Genomic DNA, 24701 nt, shown 5'->3' with positions numbered 1-24701 from the left:
GCCCGCACTCCTTAGAGATGAGGTGCGACCTCCGTGCCGAAGGCCGCCATCTGGTCGATGAGTTCGGTACGGCTCCGGGACCGGAACCGGACCTGGATCTGGTGCACGCCCATCTCCCCGTACGCGCGCAGGGAGGCGGCGAGCTCCTCCGGACGGCCGCTCAGGGTGCGCCTGCCGACCTCCCAGCCGGGCGCGCCGACGTACAGCGCCTCGGTGATCGCGCCGACGGTGACCGGCTCCGCGATCCCGGCCTCGGTACGGAGCCGCAGCAGCGTCGCGATCTGCCCGGCGAGCTTCTCGCGCGGGTCGCCCTGCGGCAGCCAGCCGTCGCCCTTGAGGGCGGCGCGGCGCACGGCGGCCGGCGAGGAGCCGCCCACCCAGAGCGGGACCCGCTCCTGCGCGGGCCGGGGCAGCTGCCCGAGGTCCTTGAAGGCGAACCGCTCCCCCAGGTGCTCCGGGTACTCCTCGGGCCCGAGGGCCGCCCGCAGCGCGTCGACGGTCTCGTCGAGCACGGCGCCCCGGCGGGCGAAGTCCACGCCGAGCACCTCGAACTCCTCCTGGACGTGCCCGGCACCGACCCCGAGGACGAGCCGGCCGCCCGAGAGGTGGTCGAGCGTCGCGTACGCCTTGGCCGTGACGAGCGGATGGCGCAGGCCGACGACGGCGACGTGCGAGAGGAGCCGGACCCGCTCGGTGGCGGCGGCGAGGAAGGAGAGCGTGGCGACCGGGTCGTACCAGACGGTGCTCATCGGCCCGGCGAGCCGGCGCGGGATGGCGACGTGGTCGCAGCTCGCGAGGTAGTCGAAGCCGTGGGCCTCGGCGGCCCGGGCGACGGCGAGCAGGTCCGCCGGGCCCGCGGCCGCCTCCCAGGGCTCGGCGTAGAGGGTGCTCTGCGACTGGACCGGCAGCTGCATGCCGTAGACCACCATGGGAAACCCCTTACCTGACGGACCGTCACTTCGGCGAGCAGGCCCATGCTCGTACCTGACGATCCATCAGGCAAGGGGTAGGAGGTTCCGGGTACCCGACACGCCCCCGCTCAGGCAGCGCGGAGCTGCCCGAGCGGGGGGAACCTTCGTCCTTCGGTGCGTCCTTCCGCGGGTCAGGCGCTGCCCGCCGCGCCGGTCGCCCTCGCGTGGCGCACCACGGCCGTGGCGGCCAGGCAGACGACGGCCACGGCGCTCAGGAGCGCCAGTGCCTTGGCCCAGGCGAAGGTGGTGCCGAGGCTGCCGCTCAGCAGCTCGACGGTGCGCGCGCCCGCCACTCCGTGGAGCGCGATCACGAAGACGGCGACACCCGCTGCGGCGGCCCAGGCGATCAGGGTGTCCCGGGCCGCGAGCCACACCGCGCACGCCAGGCAGAGCACGGTGACGACCACGGACAGCGCCTGCGCGTCACCGCCCGAGCGCAGGCCGTCGAGGTCCGTCGGCAGATGGACGAGGCCGCAGACGAACAGCGCGACCGCCGCGGGCCAGCGCAGCACCGACCGCAGCGCGGGAGAGGAGACGTGACTTCCGGGACCCGCGGCCAGTGCGCCGTCCAGCGCGGACTTCCGCCCCTTGGAGGCGCCGCCGGCCCGCTTGGGGACCGTGGCGACCAGTGCGGCTCCCCCGGGTTCGGCCTTCTGCGGTTCGTCCCCGCTCGTGGTGGACTGCCAGTCGCGACTGTCGGCACCGAGGATGCCGACGAGCTGGACCACGTCATCGACCGACCGGCCCACCGCCGCGGCGCGCAGCGTGGTCTCGGCCTGGTGGAGGTCGTATCCGGACGCGTTCAGCAGCGCGAGCAGTTGGCGCACCTCGTCCAGCGGGCGGGTGACGGCCGCCGCGCGGAGCGCCACGTCCGCGGGACTGGACAGCTCGCCGGTCTCCTGGAGGCGGGCCACGAGTGTGGCGACCTCCTCCACGGGCCGCTCGGTGGCGGCCGTCCGCAGCAGCATGTGGACGGCTTCGTCACCGGACTCGTCGGGGGCGGACTCGTCGTGGGTGGACGGCTCGAGGGTGGACGGCTCGTGGGCGGACGGCTCGGAGGTGGACGGCTCGGAGGTGGACGGCTCGAGGGTGGACGGCTCGGGGGTGGTGTCGGGCTGCGGGCCGACCAGGGACTCAGCGGTGGCCTGCGCCCCCGGGCCGGCCGGGGACTCCGGGTCGGCCGGGAGCGCCGCCGCGACCGGGAACTCCGTCACGACCGGACCGCCCGATACGGCGGGGGGCGCCGTCGGCCGGTCGGGGAAGGGAGGCGCGTCGAGTACCGGGGACGGGTCGAGCACCGGGGACGAGGAGACAACCGACTGGCGGGACGGCCCCGGGCGCGGCTCTGTGGGCTCTGCGGACTCTGTGGTCGGTTCTACGTCGTCGTCCGCCGGATGTATGTGTGGGAGGTCGGTGGTCATGTCGCAGGCTCCGTTCGTGAACGCCCCCGGGGGAGGTCCACCATGGCTGTCTCGTGATGTGCAAGAAACGCACACTTGACTACTATTTGCACGCAGTCCGTGACACTCCGCCATCAGGGGGCGGCCTCGTTGGGCCAATGGGGCGACAGACGGAAGCGGCCGGGCCCCCTGCGGAGGACCCGGCCGCGAGCCGATGACCAGGCCCTACGGCCGCCAGAGCCCTTCCGGGGACAGCCCGAGGAGGTCGATCGCGTTGCCGCGGACGATCCGCTCGACGACATCGGAGGGCAGGTGACCCATCTGGGCCTCCCCGACCTCCTTCGACTTGGGCCAGGTGGAGTCCGAGTGCGGGTAGTCCGTCTCGTACAGGACGTTCCCCGCCCCGATCGCATCGAGGTTGCGGAGCCCGAAGGCGTCGTCGAAGAAGCAGCCGAAGACGTGGTCCGCGAAGAGCTCGGACGGCGGGCGCGTGACCTTGTCGGCGACGCCGCCCCAGGCGCGGTTCTCCTCCCAGACGACGTCGGCGCGCTCCAGGATGTACGGGATCCAGCCGATCTGCCCCTCGGCGTACATGATCCTCAGGTTCGGGAAGCGCTCGAACTTGCCACTCATCAGCCAGTCGACCATCGAGAAGCAGCAGTTGGCGAAGGTGATGGTGGAGCCGACGGCCGGCGGGGCGTCGGCGGAGGTGGACGGCATGCGGCTGGAGGAGCCGATGTGCATGGCGATGACCGTGCCGGTCTCGTCGCAGGCGCGGAAGAAGGGGTCCCAGTGGTCCGTGTGGACCGAGGGGAGCCCGAGGTGCGGCGGGATCTCGGAGAAGGCGACGGCCCGGACCCCGCGTGCGGCGTTCCGCCGGACCTCGGCGGCGGCGAGCTCGGGGTCCCAGAGCGGGATGAGGGTGAGCGGGATGAGCCGCCCGTGCGCCTCGGGCCCGCACCACTCCTCGACCATCCAGTCGTTGTAGGCGCGGACGCAGAGGAGCCCGAGCTCGCGGTCGCTCGCCTCGGTGAAGGTCTGCCCGCAGAAGCGGGGGAAGGTGGGGAAGCAGAGGGCGGACTGGACGTGGTTGACGTCCATGTCGGCGAGCCGGTCCGGCACGGAGTGGGAGCCGGGCCGCATCTGCTCGTAGGTGATGACTTCGAGGCGTATCTCGTCCCGGTCGTAGCCGACGGCGGTGTCGAGCCGGGTGAGGGGCCGGTGGAGGTCCTCGTACACCCACCAGTCGCCGATCGGCCCGTCGTCTCCCTTGGCACCCATGACGGGGGCGAACTTGCCGCCGAGGAAGGTCATTTCCTTGAGCGGGGCGCGGACGATCCGGGGGCCGGTGTCGTGGTACCGGGACGGGAGCCGGTCCCGCCAGACGTGCGGGGGCTCCACGGTGTGGTCGTCCACCGAGATGATCTTCGGGAAGGTCTCCATGGGTTTCACGGTAGCGCCGATCTGACGGTCCGTCAGCTAGTGGGAGCCAGAACGGCCGTGCAACGGCTCCGCAACGGGCCGCACAACGGCCGACCCGATGCTGACGGACTCCCTCCGGACAAGGCAGACTGTCCTGGGCGAAACCAGCGGTAGGGGCAGGGGGAGCGATGGACCGTGAGAACGGGCCGCGAGTTCCGGCGCAGCGGGCTCCGAGGATGGGCTCGGCAGCCCCGGCGCACGAAGAGACGGGCACCGACACGAACGCGGGTACGGACATACGGCCCGGCACGAACGCGAACACGAACGCGGGTACAGACGCACGACCCGGCACCGAGACGCACGGGAACACGGGTACTGACGCACGACCCGGCACCGACACGAACGGGAACACCCCCGGCACGAAGGGAGACGCCTCCGGCGGGCTCCGCTTCGGCGTGCTCGGCCCCGTCCGCGCGTGGCGCGACGGCGAACCCGTCCCCACCGGTTCCCCGCAGCAGCGCGCCCTGCTCGCCGCGCTGCTCCTGCGCGGCGGCCGCACCGCCACCGCGCACGAGCTGATCGACGCGCTGTGGGGCGAGGAACCGCCCTCCCAGGCGCTCGCCGCGGTCCGTACGTACGCCTCCCGGCTCCGCAAGGCCCTCGACCCGAAGGTCCTGGTCAGCGAGTCCGGCGGGTACGCCCTGCGGACGACCGCGCTCGACGTGACCGAGGCGCAGGAGCTGGCCGCCGAGGCGGACAAGCTGCGCGCGGCCGGGGACCGGACGGCCGCGCGGGCGAAGCTCGCCGAGGCGCTGGACCTGTGGGACGGCGAGGTGCTGGCCTCTGTGCCCGGCCCGTACGCCGAGACGCAGCGGACCCGCCTGGAGGAGTGGCGGCTCACCCTCCTCGAAACCCGCCTGGACATCGACCTGGAGGTCGGCGCGCACGCGGAGGCCGTGTCCGAGCTGACCGCGCTGACCGCCGCGCACCCGCTGCGGGAGCGCCTGCGCGAGCTCCTGATGCTCGCGCTCTACCGCAGCGGCCGGCAGGCGGAAGCCCTCGCGGTGTACGCGGACACGCGCCGGCTCCTCGCGGACGAACTGGGAGTGGACCCGACCCCGGAGCTCTCCCGGCTCCAGCAGCGCATCCTCCAGGCCGACGCCGAACTCGCCCGCCCGGTCGAGGAGCCGGCGCCGACGGCGGCGCCGGTCGCCCGCCCGGCGCAGCTCCCGGCGACGGTCCCGGACTTCACGGGCCGGTCGTCCTTCGTACGGGAACTGGGCACGCGTCTCGCCACGGCCGAGGGATCGGTCATGGCGGTCTCGGCGCTCGCGGGCATCGGCGGCGTCGGCAAGACGACGCTCGCCGTGCATGTCGCCCACGAGGCCCGGCCGCACTTCCCGGACGGTCAGCTGTACGTGGACCTCCAGGGCGCGGGCAACCGCGCGGCCGCGCCCGAGACGGTGCTCGGTTCGTTCCTCCGGGCGCTCGGCACGGCGGACTCGGCGATCCCGGACTCGCTGGAGGACCGGGCGGCGCTGTACCGCTCGACGCTGGACGGCCGCCGGGTCCTGGTCCTGCTGGACAACGCCCGGGACGCGGCCCAGATCCGCCCCCTGCTGCCGGGTACGGCGGGCTGCGCGGCCCTGGTCACGAGCCGTATCCGGATGGTCGACCTGGCGGGGGCGCACCTGGTGGACCTGGACGTGATGTCCCCGGAGGAGGCGCTCCAGCTGTTCACCCGTATCGTCGGCGAGGAGCGGGTGGGAGCCGAACGGGAGTCGGCCCTGGACGTGGTCGCGGCGTGCGGCTTCCTCCCCCTGGCGATCCGCATCGCGGCCTCGCGCCTGGCGGCGCGCCGTACGTGGACGGTCTCGGTGCTCGCGGCGAAGCTGGCGGACGAACGTCGCCGGCTGGACGAGCTGCAGGCGGGCGACCTGGCGGTGAAGGCGACGTTCGAACTCGGCTACGGGCAGCTGGAACCGGCGCAGGCGAGGGCGTTCCGGCTCCTGGGCCTGGCGGACGGCCCGGACATCTCGCTGGCGGCAGCGGCGGCGGTCCTGGACCTCCCCCTGTGGGACACGGAGGACCTCCTGGAGGCCCTGGTGGACACGTCGCTGGTCGAATCGGCGGCGCCCGGCCGCTACCGGTACCACGACCTGGTCCGGCTCTACGCGCGTGCGTGCGCGGACCGCGACGAACAGCCCCCGTCGGAGAAGGAGGCGGCGCTCTCCCGGCTCCTGGACTTCTACCTGTCGACGGCGGCGAGGGTGTACGCGATCGAGCGCCCGGGCGACCGTCTGGTGGACCACCTGGAACCGACGTCGTACGAGGGCCTCACCTTCACGGACCGCCACGAGGCCCAGGACTGGCTGTACGCGGAGGCGAACTGTCTCCTGGCGTGCGTACGCCAGTCGGCTTCGTCACCGACGACCCTCCGCCGAGCGGTGGACCTCCTGTGGGCGTCCCTCGACCTGGCGGAGTCGGGCGCGAACTCGAAGGAGTACGAGGCGGTGGCGACGGTGCTGCGGGAGGCGGCGAACGGGGCGGGGGAAGTCCGTGCCGAGAGCCGCGCCGCGATCACGCTCGCGTACGTGCACCACGTCTCCGGCCGCTTCGAGCAGGCCGACGGAGAGGCCAGAGAGGCCATGCGCCTCGCGAACGGCGTCGACGACCGGCTCCCCCAGTGCTGGGCGGCCAACACGCTCGGCGTGATGGCCGTCTACCGCAACCGGTACGACGAGGGCGAGGAGTTCCTCAACCGTGCCATCGAGGCCTTCCGGGACTGCCAGGACGGTCCGGGCGAGGCCAGTGCCCTGTGCAATCTGTCCCGCATCCACCTGCTCACCGGCCGGACCACGAGCGCGGTCACGCTCGCCCGCCGGGGAGCAGACATGTACGACAGGATGGGCCACGCCCTCAAGGGCGCCAACGGCCGCTACGCCATGGGGGTCGCGCTCACCCAGAGCGGGCAGCTCGACGACGCGGCCGCGAGCCTGACAGAGGCCCTGGACGTCTTCCGGGACAGCCGCCAGCGGCTCTGGGAAGGCATGACCCTGTTCCGCATCGCGGAGGTCGACGTCGCATCCCACCGGTACGCCCAGGCCGCTTCCAAGGCCGAGACGGCGCTCACCGTCCTTCGTGACATCGGCGGCGAGTGGCGACGGGGCAATGTGCTGACCGTCCTCGGCCGGGCCCTCGCCGGGATCGGCCAGGGCGGCCGCGCCGCCGTCTGCTGGCGGGAGGCCCTCGGCATCTACGAGGAGCTGGGCTCGGCAGAGGCCGCGGAGGTACGGATGCTGCTGCGCCCGATCGCCGCCGCCTGACGCCTTCAGGAGGCCGGGACGCGGGCGTTCATCATTCGTTTATCGCCGCAAGCCATGCTCATCTCATCGATCCGTCGCGTCGGGGGGCAGACGGGTCGCTGGTAAGGCCGTCGCTCCGACGCACTAGGGTGAGCGGCCCTGCGAGGAGGTCCGTCCGCTCGCCCACGGGGGAGCGCGCGGGCGGACCTCGACGACCCAACTGACACCGCCACAACGGGAGATTGCGATGAGCGACGAGTCGAGCATCAAGCCGACGAACATCCACGTCACGGGCGAGCCGGCGCTTGCCGACCTGGAGACGAAGAACATCCACGTCACCGACGAGCCGGCCGCGGACGCGATCGCCGAGAAGATCGGTATCAAGAACATCCACGTGACCGACGAGCCGACGGCCGTCGACGGCGGCACGGCCACCCCGCTCGGCAACATCCACGTCACGACCGAGCCGGCCAACTAAGCCACTCCCGACGGGGAACGGCCGCGGCGGCGACTTCGGGGGAGCTGCCGGGGCCAGCCGGAGGAGGTCCGGTCGACGGGGGAGCACACGGGCTCGGGGGACGCCCGGCGGAACCAGGGGGGATCCGTCCGGGCAGGGCCCGTGCGCAACGCGATCGGACCACCGCACAAGGAGGGGCCGGGCAGCTGCCCGGCCCCTCCGGCGTGTGCGCTCACGCCCCCTCGCCGCAGCCCTCCGCCAGTGGGGCCGTCGCGCCGCGGGCCACGTAGGTGGTCCAGCGGGTGAGGGCCGAGTCGGGTTCCTGTTTCGCGTAGCGGGTGTAGCCGTCGCCGTAGGCGGGGTCCTGGGCGTAGCCGACGACGTAGGTGTGGCCGGGGACCAGGACCGGGTACAGGGGGTCGTGGCTCGTGTAGCGGCCCTGGGGGTCGCGGCCGACGCCCTGGCCGAGGGTGAGCGTGGTGGGGACCTCGCCCTTGAGGGGGTGGAGGACGCGGAGGCGGACGCGCTGGATGCCGCCGGGGCCGCCGTCGGTGTCCGGGTCGTAGCCGGTGATCTCCTCGACCGTGGCGTAGGCGAGGTGGCTCATCGCGGCCGGCACGTACTCGTCGTGCGAGAGGTCGGGGAGGCAGAGGGCGTGCACGGGGGTCGTGCGGGCGGTGAAGGCCTCCGTCGCGGCCCATGCGGTGGCGCCGAGGACGAGCGTCCCGGCGAGGACGAGACCGGCGATCCGCTTCCGTTCCATGGTCACTTCCAGAGTTTCCGGTAGTTCGCTTCGTCCCGGTGCGTGGGTTCCGTCGGCGGGTTGTCGACGACCTTCGTCCACATCACGGAGGCCCAGGTGTCCGGCTTGTGGCACAGGCCGAGGGCGTGGCCGAGCTCGTGGACGGCGACGTGCCGGCGGGAGTCGCGGTCCTTGTAGCGGCCGTCCAGGTAGTACGAGTTCAGGTAGATGTAGTCGACGCCGGGCTTGCCCTGCCAGTAGCCCCCGTGGCCGTCGGCCTTGGAGTAGTCGCGCCATTCCAGGTCGTTGACGCTTCCGGCGTCGTCGGGGGCGATCTTCACCAGCCCGAGGGACCAGACGCGGTGGGCCCAGGTCAGCGGGTCGTTGTACGTGCTGTCGTCCTCCCAGCGCAGCTCCTTCCCGTCCACGCTGGAGTCCCCGCGCGTCTCGGACTCGCCGCGTACGCACGGCGCCGGGTCGACGGCGGTGGCCGCCGCGCCGTGCGGGCTGAGCAGGAGGCCCGACGTCAGGATCGCGGCCGCCGTGAGGGAACCGGCTGCCTTCATGGGGTGCTCCTCGCGCCGTCGACGACCGGGCTTCGGAGCGTAACCGCAGGTCCGCGGCCGACCGGGCGGGATACGCCCGCAGTCACCCGGCCGGGCGAGCGCCCGCCGGGAAGCGCGCCACAAGCAGCGCCCCGCGCGCCGAGTCCTCGATCGTCAGGGTCCCCCCGTGGTGGTCGGCGATGTCGCGGGCGATGGGGAGGCCCAGGCCCGCGCCGCCCGAGGTGCGGGTGCGGGAGGCGTCGAGGCGGGTGAAGCGGTCGAAGACGCGGGCGCGGTCGGCGGGCGGGATGCCGGGGCCGTCGTCCGAGACCGTGAGCCTCACCGTGGGGCCTTCGGTGACGGCCTCCACCGTGACCTCCGTCTTCGCGTGGCGGCACGCGTTCGCCAGGAGGTTGCGGAGGAGGCGTTCCAGGCGGGTCGCGTCGCCGTGGACGAGGGCCTCCGCCGGGGCCTCGCACGTGAGGTGGAGGCCGACAGCGTCCGGGAGGTGCTGGTGTTCGCGGACGAGGTCCTCCGCGAGGCCGGCCAGGTCGACCGGTTCCCGTACCGGCGTCAGCGAACGGTGGCTCGCGAGGAGCAGCAGGTCGTCGGCGAGCGTCTGGAGGCGTACGACGTCGGCGGCGGCCTCTCGTACGACGGATGGCCAGTCGGTGACCGAGTCCGGGTGGCGGAGGGCCGTCTCCAGTTGCACGCGGAGGGCGGCGAGGGGGCTGCGGAGTTCGTGAGCCGCGTCGGCCGCGAACTCCTGCTGGCGGGCCGAGGCCTGTTCGAGGCGGTCCAGGGTGTCGTTCGTGGTGACGGCCAGGTGGGCGATCACGTCTCCGGTCGGCGGTACCGGGACCCGCCGGTCCAGCGACTGGCCCGTGATGTCGGCGAGTTCGCGCCGGATCGCCTCCACCGGGCGGAGGGACCGGACGGCGGCGAAGTGGACGAGCGCTCCCGTGAGCATGGCGACGAGCGGCGCCCCCGTGGTCAGCATGATCCCGTACACCGGGCCGTGGGGTTCGTCGTACGCCTGTCGCTGGACCTCGATCGCCGCCGCGAAGAGACCGCCGGTCGTGGCCGCCGCCGCCAGGACCGTACGGCTCCGGTACGGCAGCCGGACCGCGCCGCCGCCCACCGCCGCCCACACCACGGCCCCCGTCAGCAGGCCCGAGGACGGGCCGATGGACATCAGGCCCCAGCGGTACGCCTCCTTCGCGACGAGCCACGGCTGCTGCGTGTTCTCGTGGTGGAGCCACTGCGTGTACGTGAGGAAGAGGGCTCCGGAGGTCAGGCCGGCGATCACCGCCGTCCTCAGCCGGACCATCCGCACGTGCCCCCGCCCCGCGAACCAGGCGGCGGTCGCGACGAACAGCGCGCCGACGAGGAAGCCCGAGGAGGCCAGGGCCGTGATCTCCGGGCCCACCCGGTCGGTGGCGAGGACCTCGGGGATCACCCAGGGCAGCGCGCCCTTCGCCAGGTCCGCCGCCTGGAGCCGGATCACCGCCACCGCCACGACGCACCACGCGGCGATCCCGGCCGCCACCGCCTGCCCGTACCGTCGCCACCACTCAGCCACGGCTCCTCCCCGCCACCCGGTAGCCCGCGCCCCGTACCGTCTCGATCGTCTCCGTCCCGAACGGAGCGTCGATCTTCTTCCGCACCGCCCTGATGTAGACGTGCACGATGTTCGGGTCGCCCGTGAAGTCCGCCGACCACACCTCGTCGAGGATGTCGAGCGTCGGGACCACCTCGTCGAGGCGCAGCAGGAGGCAGTGGAGGACCGCGAACTCCTTGGGGGTGAGCGAGATCGTCTCCGCGCCCCGGCCGCAGGTCCTGCCGGCCGGATCCAGCCACAGGTCGCCGCACTCCAGGAGGGTGCGCGTGCGGGCGCCGCCCCGGCGGAGCAGGGCGCGGAGCCGGGCTTCGAGGACGACTCTCCTGCTGCCCACGCAGCCGCTCGCCGCCCTCGCCACCCCCGGTTTCTGGCAGGAGAGCCCCCGGGAGGCGGCCGCCCGCGCGGCCTTGGCCCTGATCCCCGACGGGGCCCGGGTCGCGGCGAGCAACAGCCTGGCCCCGCACCTGACCGACCGGGCGACGGTGCACCTGGTCGCGGACGGGGTCCTCGACCGGCGGCCGGCCGTGGGGTGGATGGTGGCCGACGTGCGGGAGTCCTGGCCGGAGGGGGCGGTCGAGCGGGTGCTTCGGCGGGCCCGGGAGCGGGGGTGGCGGGTGGTGCGCGAGGCGGACGGGATCGTGGTCCTGGCCCGTCAGCGGGCGTAGGAGCCGAGGCCGATGAGGCAGTAGACGTACTCGCTGACGGTCGTGCCGTTCATCGTGTAGCGGTGGGAGAAGGCGTACTCCGTCTTCGGGTTCGCGTTGCAGTTGTCCATGTCGGAGGTGAGGGGGAAGGTCTGGATGACCTTGTAGTGGGCGTCCGAGGCCGAGCACGACACCTCCTCGACGCCGCTGACGCTCTGCGCGGTCTCCGAGTTGGGGAGGGTGCCGTTGAGGCAGGTGCCGTTCTGGTAGGGGTCGGGTTCCTTCTCCGTGGGGGTCTCGCTGGGGAACGGTTCGGGCGAGTACGAGTAGGTCGAGGTGGGGGCGGGGCCCGCGGTGCCGGGGCTCTCGTCCTCGTTCTGGTTCAGGAGGTACGAGCCGCCCACCAGCGCGCCGATGACCAGGAGCGTGGCCAGGCAGCCGAGGCCACCGGACTTCTTCGGGGCCTGCGCGGCCCCGGCGACCGTGATGCGCAGGTGGACCGTGCCCTCGCCGAGCCGGGCCGCGACGAGTTCGCCGTGGCGGCAGGGGCGGACGGTGATGTGGGCGGGACCGGACGGCAGCTGGACGGTGAGGATCACGCCCTGGGCGGCCTGCTGCGGAGTGAGCGTGAGGGGGATCTCTTGCGTCGGCACCGGCTGCTCCTGAGGGGAGAAGGTACGTACACGAAGGCTTGCCCGTATGACGTGTACACGGAGGGAGTTGGTTGCGGCTCCGAGGCCGTCCCCCGTGCCGTGCCCCGTCAGGACGCCGCCCGTTCCCTCAGCTCTCCCTTCACCACCTTTCCGCTCGCGTTCCTCGGCAGCTCCGTCACGAACTCGACCTCCCTCGGGACCTTGTAGTTCGCCATCTCGCGGCGCGACCAGGCGATCAGGTCGTCCGCGGTGACCCTCGCCCCGGCCCGCCGTACCGCGAAGGCCTTGCCGACCTCGCCGAGGCGCGGGTCCGGGATGCCGATGACGGCGACGTCCGCGATGTCGGGGTGCAGGCCGAGGAGCTGTTCGATCTCGGCCGGATAGGCGTTGAAGCCGCCGACGATGAACATGTCCTTGAGGCGGTCGGTGATGCGGAGGTTGCCGGCCTCGTCCAGGACGCCGATGTCGCCCGTGTGCAGCCAGCCGTCCGCGTCGATCGTCGCCGCCGTCGCCTCCTCGTCCTCGAAGTAGCCCTTCATCACGTGGTGGCCCCGGACCAGGACCTCGCCCGTGTCCGAGAGGCGTACCTCCGTGCCGGGGATCGGGCGGCCCGAGGTGGTGGCGATCGTCTCGTCCGGGTCGTCGCGGCGGCACATCGTGACGATGCCGCTCGCCTCGGAGAGGCCGTACGCGGTGAGGACCGTGCCCACGCCCAGCTCGGAGCGGAGGCGTTCGACCAGCCGCAGCGGGACCACGGCCGCGCCCGTCACGACGAGACGGAGGGTGGCGAGGTCGGACGCGGGGCGGGCCGGGTGGTCCAGGAGGGACTGGTGGAGGGTGGGCGGGCCGGGGAGGACGGTGATGCGTTCGGCGGCGATGTTGGCGAGGACGGTGTCCACCGTGAACACGGACTGCGGGACGATCACCGCGCCCCGCATGAGGCAGGCGAGGATGCCGGCCTTGTAGCCGAAGGTGTGGAAGAAGGGGTTGACCACGAGGTAGCGGTCGCCCTCCGCCAGGCCCGCGAGCCCGGACCAGATCGCATAGCAGCGCAGGGACTGGGCGTGGCTGATGACGGCGCCCTTGGGGCGGCCGGTGGTGCCCGAGGTGTAGATGATGTCGGAGGGGGCGTCGGGGTCGATGCCGTCGGCGCGGGCGCGGACCCGGGCGGCCGGGACGGTGTCGCCCTCCGCGAGGAAGGCCTTCAGGGTGGTCCAGCCCGCCTCGTCGGGGGCGGTGTCCCCGAGGACCACCACCCGTTCCAGGTCGGGGAGTCGGATGCCCGAGCGGCGCAGGGAGGCCACGTACGAGGTGCCGAGGAAGGTGCCGGTGACGAAGAGGAGCCTGGCGCGGGAGCGCCGGAGGACGTCGGCGGCCTCGGTGCCCTTGAAGCGGGTGTTCAGGGGGACGAGGACGGCGCCGGCGGTGACGGCGCCGAGGGCGGAGACGATCCAGTCGAGGGTGTTGGGGGCCCAGATCGCGACCCGGTCCCCGGTGCGTATGCCGGTGGCGAGGCAGGCGGCCGCCGCCCGTTCGACGCGCGTCCCGAGTTCGGCGTAGGTGACGCGGACGCGGCCGTCGACGACGGCCTCCCGCGGCCCGTACCGCTCGGCCGCCGCCCGTACGAGGCCGGGGATCGTGCCCCACTCCAGGTCGCCGCGCAGGTCCCTGCCCGTGTCCGCACCCACGTCCATGCCCAACCTCCCTGTAGCTGACTATCCGTCAGATTAGTTGTAGCCTGACGCGCTGTCAGCAGTGCTGCCCCATGAGGAGGTTCGGTGCTCAAGGACGCCACGGCCATCGTCGGGATAGGACAGACCGCCTTCGCGAAACAGCTCCACGAGACCGAGAAGACCCTCGCCTGCCGGGCGATCCTCGCCGCTCTCGACGACGCCGGGATCGACCCGTCCGAGGTCGACGCCTTCGCCTCGTACACGATGGAGGAGACCGACGAGGTCGAGGTGGCGAAGGCCATCGGGGCCGGTGACGTCACCTTCTTCAGCAAGGTGGGGTACGGAGGAGGCGGGTCCTGCGCCACCGTCGGGCACCTCGCCGCCGCCGTCGCCACCGGGCAGGCCTCCGTCGGCGTCGCCTGGCGGTCCCGGAAGCGCGGGTCCGGGCCCCGGCCCTGGAAGAACACCGCCGTCCAGTTGCCCACCCCCGGCCAGTGGACCCGCCCCTTCGGGCTGCTCCGCCCCGCCGACGAGATCGGCATGCTCACCCGCCGCTACATGCACGAGTACGGCGCCACCCGCGACCACCTCTTCAACGTCGCCCTGGCCTGCCGCAACCGCGCCAACCAGAACCCCGCCGCGATCATGTACGAGCGGCCGCTGACCCGCGAGATGTACATGACCGCCCGCTGGATCAGCGAACCCCTCTGCCTCTTCGACAACTGCCTGGAGACCGACGGCGCCCTCGCCTGCGTGATCGTCTCCGCCGAGCGCGCCCGCGACTGCCGGCAGAAGCCCGTGTACGTGCACTCCGCCGCCCAGGGCCTGCCCGCCCAGCACCACGGCATGGTCAACTACTGGAACGACGACCCGCTCTCCGGGCCCGCCTGGACCGCCGCCCGCCATCTGTGGAAGACCGCCGACTTCGGCCCGGACGACGTCGACGTCGCCCAGATCTACGACGCCTTCACCCCGCTCGTCCCGCTCTCCCTGGAGGGCTACGGCTTCTGCGGCAGAGGAGAAGGCGCCGCCTTCACCGAGGGGGGCGCCCTGGAGATCGGCGGCCGGCTGCCGCTCAACACCGGTGGCGGCGGACTCTCCGAGGCGTACGTGCACGGCTTCAACCTCATCAACGAGGGCGTGAAGCAGCTCCGCGGCACCTCCACCGCCCAGGTCCCCGACGCGGCCACCTGCCTGGTCACGGCCGGCGAGGGCGTCCCCACATCGGCCGTCCTCCTCAGGAGCTGATCACCGTGCTGAACCCCGTCATCGACGAAGACGGCGCCCCCTTCTGGGAGTACGCCGCCCGCGGTGAACTCCGCGTCCAGGCCTGCGCCGCCTGCGGCGAGCTCCGCTTCCCGCCCCGCCCCTGCTGCCCGCACTGCCGGTCCTTCGACAGCGAGTGGCGGCTCATGTCCGGACGCGGCCGGATCTGGTCGTACGTCCTCCCCCACCCGCCGCTCCTGCCCGACTACGCCGCCCAGGCCCCGTACAACGCGGTCCTCGTCGAACTCGCCGACGCCCCCCGCATCCGCCTCGCCGGCAACGTCGTCGCCGCCCCCGACGCCCCCCTGAACTCGGTCGACCCGGCCCGGCTCCGCATCGGCGCCCCCGTCCGGGTCGCCTTCACCGAGGTCGACGGCATCGCCGTCCCCCGCTGGCTCCTGGAGCGCGCATGAGCATCCGGGTCGAGCGCGACAAGGAGACCGGGGTCGCGGTCGTCACCCTCGACCGGCCCGGGAAACACAACTCCGTCACCCTGGAGATGGCCCGCGAGCTCACCGCCGTCTGGCGGGGCTTCCGGTACGAGGACGAGGTCCGCGCGATCGTCGTCACCGGGGCCGGCGGGCGGGCCTTCTGCACCGGGATCGACCGCGAGGACGCCGGACGGATCCCGCAGCCCTCCTCCCCGTACACGATCGACGACCCGCTCCTCGCCATCGGCCCCAAGGCGAACGACCTGTGGAAACCGGTGATCGCCGCCGTCGAGGGCATGGCCTGCGGCGGGGCCTTCTACCTGCTCGGCGAGGCGGAGTTCCTGATCGCGGGCGAGAGCGCCACCTTCTTCGACCCGCACACCACGTACGGGATGGTCAGCGCCTTCGAGACCGTCCACATGGCGCAGAAGATGCCGTACGGAGAAATCGCCCGGATGGCCCTCATGGGCACCGCCGAACGGGTCTCCGCCCGCCGCGCGTACGAGACGGGCCTGGTCAGCGAGGTGACGGAGCCCGGCGAAGCCCTTGCGGCCGCCGTCCGGGCCGCCGCCGTCATCGCCTCGTACCCGACCGGGGCCGTCCAGGGCACGGTCCGGGCCCTCTGGTCCACCAGGGACGCCTCCCGCACCCCGGCCCTCGCGCACGCCCCGCACCTGGTGACGCTCGGAAACCTGCCGGCGGACCGGCAGACGGAACTGTTCACCCGGAGGAGCGGCGACCACCGGCTCCGGTAGCGGACGGGTCGGTCCCCGCCGCTGCTACTTCTTCCGCACGTCGTACACCCAGCAGTTCTTGACCGAGGAGACCACCCTCGGGGTCTTCATCGCGACCTCGAAGGTCTTCTCCTCGTAGGCCCCGACGGTGACGACGGCCGTGGTCGAGTCGACCGCCGAACCCGTGACCCCCTTGAACTCCAGGGTCACCTCGTACGTGCCCGCCAGCGCGTCGTGCGAGGTGATCTTCAGGGTCGACGTGGTGTCCGCCTTGCGGGCGGGCCTGCCCTTGCGCTTCTTCTGCGCGGGCTTCACGCAGTCGACGACCACGACCTCGACCGTGGCGGAGCTGGGGGAAGGGCTGATGCTGGGCGTCGAACCACCGGAGCCGCCCGAGCCGCTGTAGTCGTCGTTGCCCTGCTCGTCGCTGGAGCAGCCGCCGCCCGAATCGTCGTCGTCGGAGCCCGAGTGGCTCCGGCTCTTGCTCTTGCCGCTCTTGCTCTTCCCGCTGCCGCCACTGCTTCCGTGGCCGCCCTTGCCGGTGTGGAAACCGGTCAGCGCGAGGACCACCACCGTGAGCGTCGCCGCGAGCTTCAGGCGTGTCCGTACCATCGCCGCCGTCCCCTCCTGCGTGTCGTGTCCGCGCCACCCTAGCGTCGGCTTCGTGCCACGTGGCGGGGGCCCCTCACCCGGCGTAGCGTCGGGAACGAGAGCGGGACCGCCGAGGAGGCCGCATCGATGATCCGCAACATCGCCGGCTCGGTCCTGGCTCTCGCCGGAGCGACGGCCGCCGTCTGGAGCCCCTTCCGTGCCTGGTACGACGGCCGTCACGGGCGCGACTACGCCATCGGGGAGCTGTTCACCGGCGTCACCGACGCGAAGGCCGACGTCCTGGGCTCGATCCTGCTGCCCTTGGCCTTCGCGGCCCTCGTCGCCCTCGTCGGCGTAGTGCTCCGCTCCCGGCTGCTCGTCGCCCTCGCCGGGCTCGTCGTCCTCGGCTTCACGATCCTGTGGATGGTGCGGGTCGGCGAGGCGGAGGGCAGCCTCACCATCGACGCCGACGGCACGGGGCTCGGTGAGGGTGTCGCGATCGCCTTCGGCGGCGGGATCCTGATGCTCCTGGGCGCGCTCGTCATGTCGGGCCGGAGCCATACGCACCGGGTGGACCGGGCGCCACGGCACGGCCGCCGACCGCCGGCCGGTCCTCCGCCGGCGCCTCCCACGGACCGGATGCCCACGGACCAGCCCCCGACAGACCGGACACCGGACCGCTACCCGGCGGACCCGAGCCTGTCGGAGCAGACGCTGACGTGGCCCCCGGAGGAGCCGCCCACGAAGGACGGCTCCCGGTGGCCGGACGGGCCCTAGGCCCGGGGCGCGGCCGCGCCCCGGCCGGTCGCCGTGCCCTTGACCGCGTCGAGCGCGTACACGCAGCGGTCCTTGCTGCACGCGTACACGACCCCGCCCTTCGCCACCGGCGAGCCGGTGATCTCGCCGCCGGTCGCGAGCTTCCAGCGGAGCTGCCCGCCGGTCGCGTCCAGGGTGTACAGGACGTGGTCGGCCGAGCCGAAGTGCACCCGGCCGTCGGCGACGACCGGGGAGCCGACCAGCTCGCCGCCCGCCGCGAACCGCCACCGGGGGGTGCCGGTGACCGCGTCGAGCGTGTAGAGCGCGCTGCCGCTGCCGACGTGGACGTTGCCGTCGGCGACGAGCACCGGCTCGGCGGACTGGCGCGGCTCGGTCGCGATCCGCCAGCGGTCCTGCCCGGTGGTGGCGTCGAGCGCGTACACCGTGCCGAGGTGGTCCGAGAGGTACACCCCGCCGCCCGTGACGGCCGGTCCCGGCGCGAACGTGGGCGGGGAGAGGAAGACGGCCGGCGCCTCGAAGTGCCAGCGGACGTGACCCGCGGCGATGTCGATCGACAGGACCCGGGTCCCGGCGGAGACGTACACGCAGCCGTCCTCGGCCGGGGCCACCCGGACCGGCACGTTGCCGCAGGAGGCGGCGTCGCCGATCGGGTACGACCAGCGCTCCACGCCCGTGCGGGCGTCGAGGGCCTGGAGCCGGGCGTCCCGCCACACGTACACGGTGTCGCCGTGCACGGCGGGCCCCGCCTCCGGGGTCTCGAAGTCGGTCTGGGCGCCGGTGAGCTCCCACAGCTTGGCGCCGTTGGAGGCCTCCCAGCCCTGGACGCCGCCGCCGCGCGTACCGGTGACGACGGTGCCCCGGTCGACCTGGAGCGAGTACACCCAGGCGTCCGTGTGCAGCCGCCAGCGCTCGCTGCCGTCGCCGGCGTCGAGGGCGTACAGGGTGGGGCCGTCGGAGGCGTGGATACGGCCCGAGGAGACCGCCATCGACCAGGCGACGTCCCGGGTCTTGAACTGGCGCCGGCCACTCCCCGTGTCCAGGGCGTGCACCTCGAAGGAGGTCACGTACAGCAGGTCGCCGTCGACGACCGGGGTGCCCCAGACGTCGTTCGACATCCGGAAGCGCCAGGGCCGCCAGTGGCCGGGCTCCGGCGGGGGCTGCGCTGCCGCCTGGTCGGTGCCGCCCTGCGGGGGCACGGACACCGGGCGGGAGCCGTGCTGCGGGGCCTGCTCGGCGCCGTGCGGGCCGCCGCCGGGCGGGCGGATCCAGCCGGTCGCGGGGCCCGCGTCGGCGCCCCGGCCGACAGCGAGCGCCGCCCGGGTGTCGGCGACCCGGGGGCCGGGGCCGATCGGCACCGTCGCGCCGCCGAGGCGCACGGGACCGCCCGCGCTCTCGGCGGGACCGGCGTGCCGGCCGCCGACGGGCGCGTGGTCCTGCCGCTCGGGCGCGTGGTCCGGGAAGCGGGGGTCGGAGCGGGGGCCCGGCGGGTCCGCCGGGGGCCGGGGCGGCGCGGTCGGGGCGGGCAGCTGGCGGCCGCCGCCGCGGCGCCGCTCGATCATGGCGGTGGCGCTCAGGGGCAGCCACGCGGAGGCGGTGCCGCTGTCGTCGCTGCCGGGCCCGAAGAGGTGCGGGGCGAGCTGCGCCTGGAGGTCGGCCGGGGTGGGCCGGCGGGTGACGTCCATCTGCATGCAGGAGTCGATGAGGGGCCGCAGCTCGTCCGGGAGGCCCTCCAGGTCCGGGCCCTCGCGGAGCAGCATGAAGACGGTCTCGACCGGGTTGGCGCCGTGGAAGGGCGCGTGCCCGGTGGCGGCGAAGACCAGCATCGAGCCCAGCGAGAAGACGTCGCTGGCGCCGGTGACGCTGCGCGAGTCGCGGGCCTGCTCGGGCGACATGTAGGCCGGGGTGCCGACGGCGACATTGGTCATGGTCAGGCGCGTGTTGGAGACGCCCGACGCGATGCCGAAGTCGATCACCCGGGGGCCGTCCTCGACGACGAGGACGTTGGAGGGCTTGAGGTCGCGGTGGACCAGGCCCGCGCCGTGGATGGACTGCAAGGCCTCGGCGACGCCCGCCGCGAGCCAGCGGACGGCCTGGGCCGGGAGCGGCCCGCACTCGTTCACTATCTCTTCGAGGGAGGGCGCCGGGACGTAGGCGGTGGCCAGCCAGGGCACGGCGGCGCGCGGGTCGGCATCGACGACGGCGGCCGTGTAGAAGCCGGAGACCGCCCGGGCGGCCTCCACCTCCCGGGTGAAGCGGACCCGGAACAGCTGGTCCTCCGCGAGCTCCGTGCGCACGGTCTTGATCGCCACGCGCCGGCCCGAGGCCGAGCGCGCGAGATAGACCAGGCCCATTCCGCCCGCGCCGAGCCGGCCCAGCACCTCGAAGGGCCCGATACGTCTCGGGTCGTGCTGCGTCAGCTGTTCCACTTGCCTGCCACCTCCCCGTTGGGGCCATGAGGGTACGGCCCCGTGGCCCCTGATTCTTCCTGTCCGAGGGCCCGGTTGCGAACCCGGGGGCGGATCGGGGTGTCACAGGTCATAAGCACCGGGCAGCGCAGGCACGGACGGATCAGTCCGTAGTGGACGGTTTCGGTTCCGCGAGGACGGCGAAGCGGGCGCCCTGGTTGTCGTGGAGGACGGCGATGCGGCCGTGCGGGGTGTCGAAGGGCGGGGTGGCGATCCGGCCGCCGAGCCGGACGGTGGTCTCGCAGGCCTCGTCGCAGTCGGCGACGGCGAAGTACACGAGGACGTGGCCGGGCATCTCCGCGGGGAACGCATCGGTGATGACGGCCCGTCCGCCGAAGGCGCTCTCGTCGCCGGGCCGGGAGCCCGGAGGCGACCAGACGCGGTAGTCGAAGCCGCTCTCCCGGCCCTCCTCCTCGGGGTCGGCCTGGCGGCCGAGGTAGCCGAAGACGGTGGCGTAGAAGGTGTCGACCTTCTCCGGACTGCGGGTGTAGACCTCCATCCAGCAGAAGGCGCCGGGCTCGTTCGTGACCTCGAAGCCGTCGTCGTCGCCCTCCTGGCGGAGGCCGAAGACCGCGCCGCCGGGGTCGGCGGCGAGGGCGTACACGCCGAAGCGGCCGACGGGGTAGGGGTCCATGACCATCCGCCCGCCGGCCTCCCTGACCCGGGCGGCGAGGGTGCCCGCGTTCTCGGTGGCGAGGTAGACGGTCCAGGTGGTGGGCATGCGCCCGTCGCGCTTGGGGAGCAGCCCGGCGACCCGGCGGCCGTCGAGGAGGGCCTCGTCGCGGTCGGGGTCGAAGGTCCAGCCGAAGAGCTCGCCGTAGAAGCGCTTGCCCGCTTCGAGGTCGGGGAGCTGTGCCTCCACCCAGCAGGGGGTGCCCTCAGTACGTACGGCCATGTCCACACGCTAGGACGGCGGAGACGGTCCCGCACGCCCCGACATGCGAACAAAGAGGCGATTTATCGGGGTGGAACCCTTGCGGTGACGGGGTTGTCCACCGAAGTTGTCCACAGCCTGTTCATAAGCCTATTCGGGTACGGGGGTCTCCCGGCCGGCTCCGAAGTGGCTCGAACCCGCCCCTGCACTCCCGCGCCGGACCCGTGCCGACCTCGCGGAACGGGCGTGCACCCCATTTGCAGTCGGCCGAATCGCGCGCCGACCCCCCCTCGGTAAGCTGACGGCATGACAGGACAAGTACGCACCGTCGACGGCCGCGTGGCCGGACGACGCGGTCAGGCGACGCGGCAGAAGCTGCTCGACTGCCTCGGTGAGATGCTCAGCTCCTCGCCCTACCGGGACGTCAAGGTCATCGATGTGGCCCGGAAGGCGGGTACTTCACCCGCGACGTTCTATCAGTACTTCCCGGACGTCGAGGGAGCGGTCCTCGAGATCGCGGAGGAAATGGCCAAGGAGGGCGCCGCGTTGACCGAGCTGGTCTCCGGCCGCTCCTGGGTCGGCAAGGCCGGCTGGCAGACCTCGGAGGAACTCGTCGAGGGCTTCCTGGACTTCTGGCGGAAGCACGACGCGATCCTGCGGGTCGTGGACCTCGGCGCCGCCGAGGGCGACAAGCGGTTCTACAAGATCCGCATGAAGATCCTGAACTCGGTCACCAACTCCCTCACGGACGCGGTGAAGGAGCTCCAGGCCAAGGGCAAGGTCGACAAGGACGTCAGCCCCGCCGCGATGGCCGGCTCCCTGGTGGCGATGCTGGCCTCGGTCGCCGGGCACCAGAAGGGCTTCCAGACCTGGGGCGTGAAGCAGGCCGAACTCAAGCCGAACCTCGCCCTGTTGGTACACCTGGGCATCACCGGCAAGAAGCCGACCAGATAGCCCGAGACCCCTCTCCTTCACCCGTCCTGTCGCCGACGCCGACGGCGGCCCGCTCCCCCGAACCGGAGCGGGACCACCGTCGGCGTCGCCGTGTCCGGGGCCGGCGCGGGCCGCCGTATCCGACGCCGACGCCGGCGCGGGACCACCGTCGCAGCCGCCGTCGGGTCCGGAGCCGCACTGCCGTCGGCGCCGCCGCGTCCGGGCCGGTGCTCATCTCCGGGTCAGCCGGAAGAGCCGGATCTCGCGTTCGATCCGCGCCTGGTACGTGGCGTACGGCGGCCAGAACTCGAGCGCCGCCTTCCAGGCCGCCTCCCGCTCCTCGCCCGTGAGCAGCTCCGCCCGTACGGGCACGTCCTCGCCCCGCCAGTTGACCTCGACGTCCGGATGGGCGAGCAGGTTCGCGGTCCAGGCCGGGTGGCCCGGGCGGCCGAAGTTGGAGCCGATCAGGAGCCAGCGGCCGTCCCCCTCCGGCATGCAGGCGAGCGGGGTGACCCGCGGCTGCCCGCTCTTCGCGCCCCGGGCGGTGAGGATCACCCCGGGCAGCATCCGTGCGCTGAGCAGCACTTTTCCCCCGGTCAGCCGGTGCACGGCCCGGTCCATGGCCGGAATGAGGTGCGGGGCGACCTTGGCGAAGGTCCTGGTCGAGGACACCTTCTGCACGAGCTTCCGTCCGGCGGGCATCTACGCCGCCTCCTCTCCGAAGAGTCCGGTCCGTTCCGCGGCGCGGGCGCGCAGCCGGCGGGCGGGGCCGAAGAGCAGTTCGTCGGAGGCGGCCCGCCTGAAGCAGAGGTGCGCCTCGCCCTCCCAGGCGTGGGACTCCCCCGCGGTGGCGCGCAGGGCCTCCAGGGCGTGGGCGAGGGCGAGCGGCCCGCCGTCGGGTCCGGGGCCGGGTTCGCGGGCCGCGCAGTACGTCAGCGAGCGGGCCGCCTCGACCTGGACGTACAGCTCGGCGAGGCGGTGTCTGGCCGCGCCCTCCCGGGCGCCGAGGTGCTCGACCGCGCGGTCGAGGGCGGCCCCGGCGGTGCCGACGGCCTCGGCGGCGAGCATCACGGCGGCGGCGCGGCCGGTGGCGGCGAGGGCGCCGAGGACGTCGGCGGGTTCTTCGCCGAGGAGTTCGGCCGCGGTGTCCCGGAACTGGACGGTGGCCCGGGTCCGGGTGACGTCGAGGGCGGGCTCCCGGGTCCGTACGAGCCCGGGGGCGTCCGCGGGGACGAGGAAGAGGAGCGTCCGGCTGCGGGCGAAGCCGCCGGCGTGGGCGGCGACGAGGAGCAGTCCGGCGCTGTGTCCGTCGATGACCTGCGCGGCCTCGCCGTAGAGGCGCCAGCCGCCGTCCGCGGCGCGCGCGGCCTGGATGCCGCCGGCCCGGCCGCCGCCGGACCAGTCCCCGGCGGTGTTGTCGCCGGTGAGGCCGAGCGCGAGGGCGAGGGCGGTGGGGACGGCGAGGGCGCAGGTCAGGCCGCCTGCGGCGATCCGTGGGAGGAGTGCGGCGCGCTGGGCTGGGGTGCCGAGGGCGGCGAGCAGCGGGGCGGTGAGGACGGTGGTGGCGAGCAGCGGGGAAGGGGCGAGGGCGCGGCCGGTCTCCTCGCAGGCGAGGGCGAGTTCGGCGGCGGCGCGGCCGGCGCCTCCGTACTCCTCGGGGAGGGTGAGTCCGGCGAGGCCGTGGGTGGCGGACAGGTGGGCCCAGAGCGCGGTGTCGTAGCCCTCGGGGGTGGTGGTGGCCGCGCGGTGCGCGGGCGGTCCGGCCCGTTCGGCGAGCAGCTCGCGCAGGGTGCGGCGGATCTCCTGCTGCTCCTGGGTGAGCGGGACGGTGAGCGGTTCCGCCGGCGGGGCGGATGGCGAGGTGTCCATGGAGCTCCCTCCGTATCTGACAGTCCGTCATGCTAGGGCGGTGCGGGGCCGGTTGCCCAGAGAAGCGCCGGTCCCGATTCAGAGAATCTGATGTACCGTCAGATTCATGCCCACCACCACACGCAGCTCCCGCCGCGTCGCCGTCGTCGGCGTCTCCCTCTCCGACTGCGGCCGGGTCGACGAGGCCACTCCCTACGCCCTGCACGCCCAGGCCGCCCGGCGCGCCCTCGCGGACAGCGGGCTCGACCGCTCTCTGATCGACGGCCTGGCCTCGGCGGGCCTCGGCACGCTCGCCCCGGTCGAGGTCGCCGAGTATCTGGGCCTGCGCCCCCGCTGGGTGGACTCGACCGCCGTCGGCGGCGCCACCTGGGAGGTCATGGCCGCGCACGCCGCCGACGCGATCGCCGCCGGCCACGCGAACGCGGTCCTGCTCGTGTACGGCTCCACCGCCCGCGCCGACATCCGGGCCCGGCGCCGCACCGCGAACCTCTCCTTCGGCTCGCGCGGCCCGCTCCAGTTCGAGGTCCCGTACGGGCACACCCTGATCGCCAAGTACGCGATGGCCGCCCGCCGTCACATGCACGAGTACGGCACGACCCTGGAGCAGCTCGCGGAGGTGGCGGTCCGGGCGCGGGCGAACGCGGCGCTCAACCCGGAGGCGATGTTCCGCGAGCCGATCACCGTCGACGACGTCCTGGACGGGCCGATGATCGCGGACCCGTTCACCAAGCTGCACTGCTGCATCCGCAGCGACGGCGGCTGCGCGGTGCTGCTCGTGGCCGAGGAGTACGTCCAGGACTGCCGCACGGCCCCGGTGTGGGTGCTCGGCACGGGCGAACACGTCTCGCACACCACGATGTCCGAGTGGGAGGACTTCACGGTCTCCCCGGCGGCGGTCAGCGGCCGGCTCGCCTTCGAGCGGGCGGGCGTGCGGCCGGCCGACATCGACGTCGCCGAGATCTACGACGCCTTCACCTACATGACCCTGGTGACCCTGGAGGACCTGGGCTTCTGCACGAAGGGCGAGGGCGGGGCCTTCGTCCAGGAGAAGGACGGCCTCCCGGTGAACACGGACGGCGGCGGGCTCTCGGCCTGCCATCCGGGGATGCGGGGCCTGTTCCTGCTGGTGGAGGCGGTGCGCCAACTCCGCGGAGAGGCACCGGGACTTCAGGTCCGACGGCCGGACGGTTCCCTGCCGGAGCTGGCGGTGGCCTCGGGGACGGGGGGCTGGTTCTGCTCCTCGGGGACGGTGGTCCTCGGCCGCGGCTGACCCCGCGCAGAGGACCCCGCCAAGAATCTATACAAGCGTCATAGACAAGCGTGTAGGA

At 73.3% G+C, this 24701-nt stretch carries 23 protein-coding genes; 9 read left to right on the top strand and 14 right to left on the bottom strand.

Annotation, left to right across the window (positions count from 1 at the left end; all coding sequences use genetic code 11):
- Positions 1–11: 11 nt before the first annotated feature.
- The 3 genes from AC07AW_RS38175 to AC07AW_RS38165 form a co-directional block, all read right to left on the bottom strand.
- Positions 12–929 carry a TIGR03619 family F420-dependent LLM class oxidoreductase gene (locus AC07AW_RS38175; RefSeq protein WP_478820043.1) on the bottom strand — a complete coding sequence of 306 codons (918 nt, stop codon included), beginning with the start codon at positions 927–929 and terminating at the stop codon, positions 12–14.
- A gap of 173 nt (positions 930–1102) precedes the next feature.
- Complete coding sequence (locus AC07AW_RS38170; RefSeq protein ID WP_478820042.1) at positions 1103–2185, bottom strand: hypothetical protein; 1083 nt, start codon at positions 2183–2185, stop codon at positions 1103–1105.
- A 411-nt stretch (positions 2186–2596) separates the two neighbouring features.
- Positions 2597–3814, bottom strand: coding sequence for an amidohydrolase family protein (locus tag AC07AW_RS38165; RefSeq protein WP_392157780.1), 1218 nt, complete (start codon positions 3812–3814; stop codon positions 2597–2599).
- 215 nt (positions 3815–4029) lie between these two features.
- Between AC07AW_RS38165 and afsR the strand changes: the two genes are divergently transcribed.
- A complete protein-coding gene (gene afsR / locus AC07AW_RS38160; RefSeq protein WP_478820041.1) occupies positions 4030–7119 on the top strand; it encodes an SARP-family global regulator AfsR in 3090 nt (1029 codons plus the stop codon).
- A 226-nt stretch (positions 7120–7345) separates the two neighbouring features.
- Positions 7346–7576: a hypothetical protein gene (locus AC07AW_RS38155; RefSeq protein ID WP_478820040.1), complete on the top strand. Its 231-nt coding sequence runs from the start codon at positions 7346–7348 to the stop codon at positions 7574–7576.
- Positions 7577–7787: 211 nt separating this feature from the next.
- Here the strand turns inward: AC07AW_RS38155 and AC07AW_RS38150 are convergent, their stop codons facing one another.
- From AC07AW_RS38150 to AC07AW_RS38135, 4 genes are all read right to left on the bottom strand, one after another.
- Complete coding sequence (locus tag AC07AW_RS38150) at positions 7788–8324, bottom strand: hypothetical protein (protein WP_478820039.1); 537 nt, start codon at positions 8322–8324, stop codon at positions 7788–7790.
- Positions 8321–8863 (bottom strand): matrixin family metalloprotease, encoded by a 543-nt coding sequence (locus AC07AW_RS38145; RefSeq protein ID WP_478820038.1) that lies wholly within the window; start codon positions 8861–8863, stop codon positions 8321–8323. Before AC07AW_RS38145 ends, AC07AW_RS38150 begins: the two co-directional genes overlap by 4 nt.
- Before the next feature lie 82 nt (positions 8864–8945).
- Positions 8946–10424 carry a sensor histidine kinase gene (locus tag AC07AW_RS38140; RefSeq protein ID WP_478820037.1) on the bottom strand — a complete coding sequence of 493 codons (1479 nt, stop codon included), beginning with the start codon at positions 10422–10424 and terminating at the stop codon, positions 8946–8948.
- Entirely contained in the window at positions 10417–10797 is a 381-nt protein-coding gene (locus tag AC07AW_RS38135) for a winged helix-turn-helix domain-containing protein (RefSeq protein ID WP_478820036.1), read from the bottom strand. Before AC07AW_RS38135 ends, AC07AW_RS38140 begins: the two co-directional genes overlap by 8 nt.
- Here AC07AW_RS38135 and AC07AW_RS38130 point away from each other — a divergent pair.
- Entirely contained in the window at positions 10724–11128 is a 405-nt protein-coding gene (locus AC07AW_RS38130; RefSeq protein ID WP_478820035.1) for a DUF2079 domain-containing protein, read from the top strand. The genes AC07AW_RS38135 and AC07AW_RS38130 overlap by 74 nt on opposite strands.
- Here AC07AW_RS38130 and AC07AW_RS38125 read toward each other — a convergent pair.
- Both AC07AW_RS38125 and AC07AW_RS38120 read right to left on the bottom strand, forming a co-directional pair.
- On the bottom strand, positions 11116–11760 hold the full coding sequence (locus AC07AW_RS38125) for an LppU/SCO3897 family protein (protein ID WP_478820034.1): 645 nt from the start codon (positions 11758–11760) through the stop codon (positions 11116–11118). The two genes, AC07AW_RS38130 and AC07AW_RS38125, sit on opposite strands and share 13 nt — an antisense overlap.
- A gap of 107 nt (positions 11761–11867) precedes the next feature.
- Positions 11868–13424: a FadD3 family acyl-CoA ligase gene (locus AC07AW_RS38120; RefSeq protein ID WP_478820070.1), complete on the bottom strand. Its 1557-nt coding sequence runs from the start codon at positions 13422–13424 to the stop codon at positions 11868–11870.
- A gap of 114 nt (positions 13425–13538) precedes the next feature.
- Here AC07AW_RS38120 and AC07AW_RS38115 point away from each other — a divergent pair, with 114 nt between their 5' ends.
- From AC07AW_RS38115 to AC07AW_RS38105, 3 genes are read left to right on the top strand one after another with little or no spacing between them, the layout of a single operon-like run.
- The gene (locus tag AC07AW_RS38115) at positions 13539–14681 is read left to right on the top strand and encodes a lipid-transfer protein (RefSeq protein ID WP_478820033.1); all 1143 of its coding nucleotides are present in this window, start codon (positions 13539–13541) and stop codon (positions 14679–14681) included.
- Positions 14682–14686: 5 nt separating this feature from the next.
- Positions 14687–15112 (top strand): Zn-ribbon domain-containing OB-fold protein, encoded by a 426-nt coding sequence (locus AC07AW_RS38110; RefSeq protein WP_478820032.1) that lies wholly within the window; start codon positions 14687–14689, stop codon positions 15110–15112.
- Positions 15109–15885: an enoyl-CoA hydratase/isomerase family protein gene (locus AC07AW_RS38105; protein WP_478820031.1), complete on the top strand. Its 777-nt coding sequence runs from the start codon at positions 15109–15111 to the stop codon at positions 15883–15885. The genes AC07AW_RS38110 and AC07AW_RS38105 overlap by 4 nt, the downstream gene beginning before the upstream one ends.
- 24 nt (positions 15886–15909) lie before the next feature.
- Here the strand turns inward: AC07AW_RS38105 and AC07AW_RS38100 are convergent, their stop codons facing one another.
- Entirely contained in the window at positions 15910–16476 is a 567-nt protein-coding gene (locus AC07AW_RS38100; RefSeq protein WP_478820030.1) for a hypothetical protein, read from the bottom strand.
- 126 nt (positions 16477–16602) lie between these two features.
- Here AC07AW_RS38100 and AC07AW_RS38095 point away from each other — a divergent pair, with 126 nt between their 5' ends.
- Entirely contained in the window at positions 16603–17232 is a 630-nt protein-coding gene (locus AC07AW_RS38095; RefSeq protein WP_478820029.1) for a hypothetical protein, read from the top strand.
- Here the strand turns inward: AC07AW_RS38095 and afsK are convergent.
- Together afsK and AC07AW_RS38085 are read right to left on the bottom strand one after the other, a co-directional pair.
- Entirely contained in the window at positions 17229–19658 is a 2430-nt protein-coding gene (gene afsK / locus AC07AW_RS38090) for a protein serine/threonine kinase AfsK (protein ID WP_478820028.1), read from the bottom strand. The two genes, AC07AW_RS38095 and afsK, sit on opposite strands and share 4 nt — an antisense overlap.
- Before the next feature lie 142 nt (positions 19659–19800).
- Positions 19801–20592, bottom strand: a complete 792-nt coding sequence (locus AC07AW_RS38085) for a VOC family protein (protein ID WP_478820027.1) — start codon at positions 20590–20592, stop codon at positions 19801–19803.
- 285 nt (positions 20593–20877) lie between these two features.
- Here AC07AW_RS38085 and AC07AW_RS38080 point away from each other — a divergent pair, with 285 nt between their 5' ends.
- On the top strand, positions 20878–21525 hold the full coding sequence (locus AC07AW_RS38080; protein ID WP_041129739.1) for a TetR family transcriptional regulator: 648 nt from the start codon (positions 20878–20880) through the stop codon (positions 21523–21525).
- A 210-nt stretch (positions 21526–21735) separates the two neighbouring features.
- On the opposite strand, the gene AC07AW_RS38075 is transcribed toward AC07AW_RS38080, so the two are convergent.
- Both AC07AW_RS38075 and AC07AW_RS38070 read right to left on the bottom strand, forming a co-directional pair.
- Complete coding sequence (locus AC07AW_RS38075) at positions 21736–22206, bottom strand: nitroreductase family deazaflavin-dependent oxidoreductase (RefSeq protein ID WP_478820026.1); 471 nt, start codon at positions 22204–22206, stop codon at positions 21736–21738.
- A complete protein-coding gene (locus AC07AW_RS38070; RefSeq protein WP_478820025.1) occupies positions 22207–23373 on the bottom strand; it encodes an acyl-CoA dehydrogenase family protein in 1167 nt (388 codons plus the stop codon).
- Between the two features lie 106 nt (positions 23374–23479).
- Here AC07AW_RS38070 and AC07AW_RS38065 point away from each other — a divergent pair, with 106 nt between their 5' ends.
- Positions 23480–24643, top strand: a complete 1164-nt coding sequence (locus tag AC07AW_RS38065; RefSeq protein ID WP_478820024.1) for a thiolase C-terminal domain-containing protein — start codon at positions 23480–23482, stop codon at positions 24641–24643.
- The last annotated feature ends 58 nt before the right edge of the window (positions 24644–24701 follow it).

The sequence above is a fragment of the Streptomyces sp. NPDC044003 genome, assembly GCF_056435185.1.
The sequence above is the reverse complement of the archived record's forward strand: the minus strand, read 5'-3'. Positions and strand labels throughout refer to the sequence as shown.

Excerpts from the sequence above, each read along its gene's own strand:
- AC07AW_RS38070 (WP_478820025.1), bottom strand. The coding sequence starts at position 23,373 with ATGGACACCTCGCCATCCGCCCCGCCGGCGGAACCGCTCACCGTCCCG.
- AC07AW_RS38165 (WP_392157780.1), bottom strand. The coding sequence starts at position 3,814 with ATGGAGACCTTCCCGAAGATCATCTCGGTGGACGACCACACCGTGGAG.
- AC07AW_RS38100 (WP_478820030.1), bottom strand. The coding sequence starts at position 16,476 with ATGGTACGGACACGCCTGAAGCTCGCGGCGACGCTCACGGTGGTGGTC.
- AC07AW_RS38075 (WP_478820026.1), bottom strand. The coding sequence starts at position 22,206 with ATGCCCGCCGGACGGAAGCTCGTGCAGAAGGTGTCCTCGACCAGGACC.
- AC07AW_RS38105 (WP_478820031.1), top strand. The coding sequence starts at position 15,109 with ATGAGCATCCGGGTCGAGCGCGACAAGGAGACCGGGGTCGCGGTCGTC.
- AC07AW_RS38145 (WP_478820038.1), bottom strand. The coding sequence starts at position 8,863 with ATGAAGGCAGCCGGTTCCCTCACGGCGGCCGCGATCCTGACGTCGGGC.
- AC07AW_RS38080 (WP_041129739.1), top strand. The coding sequence starts at position 20,878 with ATGACAGGACAAGTACGCACCGTCGACGGCCGCGTGGCCGGACGACGC.
- AC07AW_RS38095 (WP_478820029.1), top strand. The coding sequence starts at position 16,603 with ATGATCCGCAACATCGCCGGCTCGGTCCTGGCTCTCGCCGGAGCGACG.
- afsR (WP_478820041.1), top strand. The coding sequence starts at position 4,030 with ATGGGCTCGGCAGCCCCGGCGCACGAAGAGACGGGCACCGACACGAAC.
- AC07AW_RS38085 (WP_478820027.1), bottom strand. The coding sequence starts at position 20,592 with ATGGCCGTACGTACTGAGGGCACCCCCTGCTGGGTGGAGGCACAGCTC.
- AC07AW_RS38155 (WP_478820040.1), top strand. The coding sequence starts at position 7,346 with ATGAGCGACGAGTCGAGCATCAAGCCGACGAACATCCACGTCACGGGC.
- AC07AW_RS38175 (WP_478820043.1), bottom strand. The coding sequence starts at position 929 with ATGGTGGTCTACGGCATGCAGCTGCCGGTCCAGTCGCAGAGCACCCTC.
- AC07AW_RS38065 (WP_478820024.1), top strand. The coding sequence starts at position 23,480 with ATGCCCACCACCACACGCAGCTCCCGCCGCGTCGCCGTCGTCGGCGTC.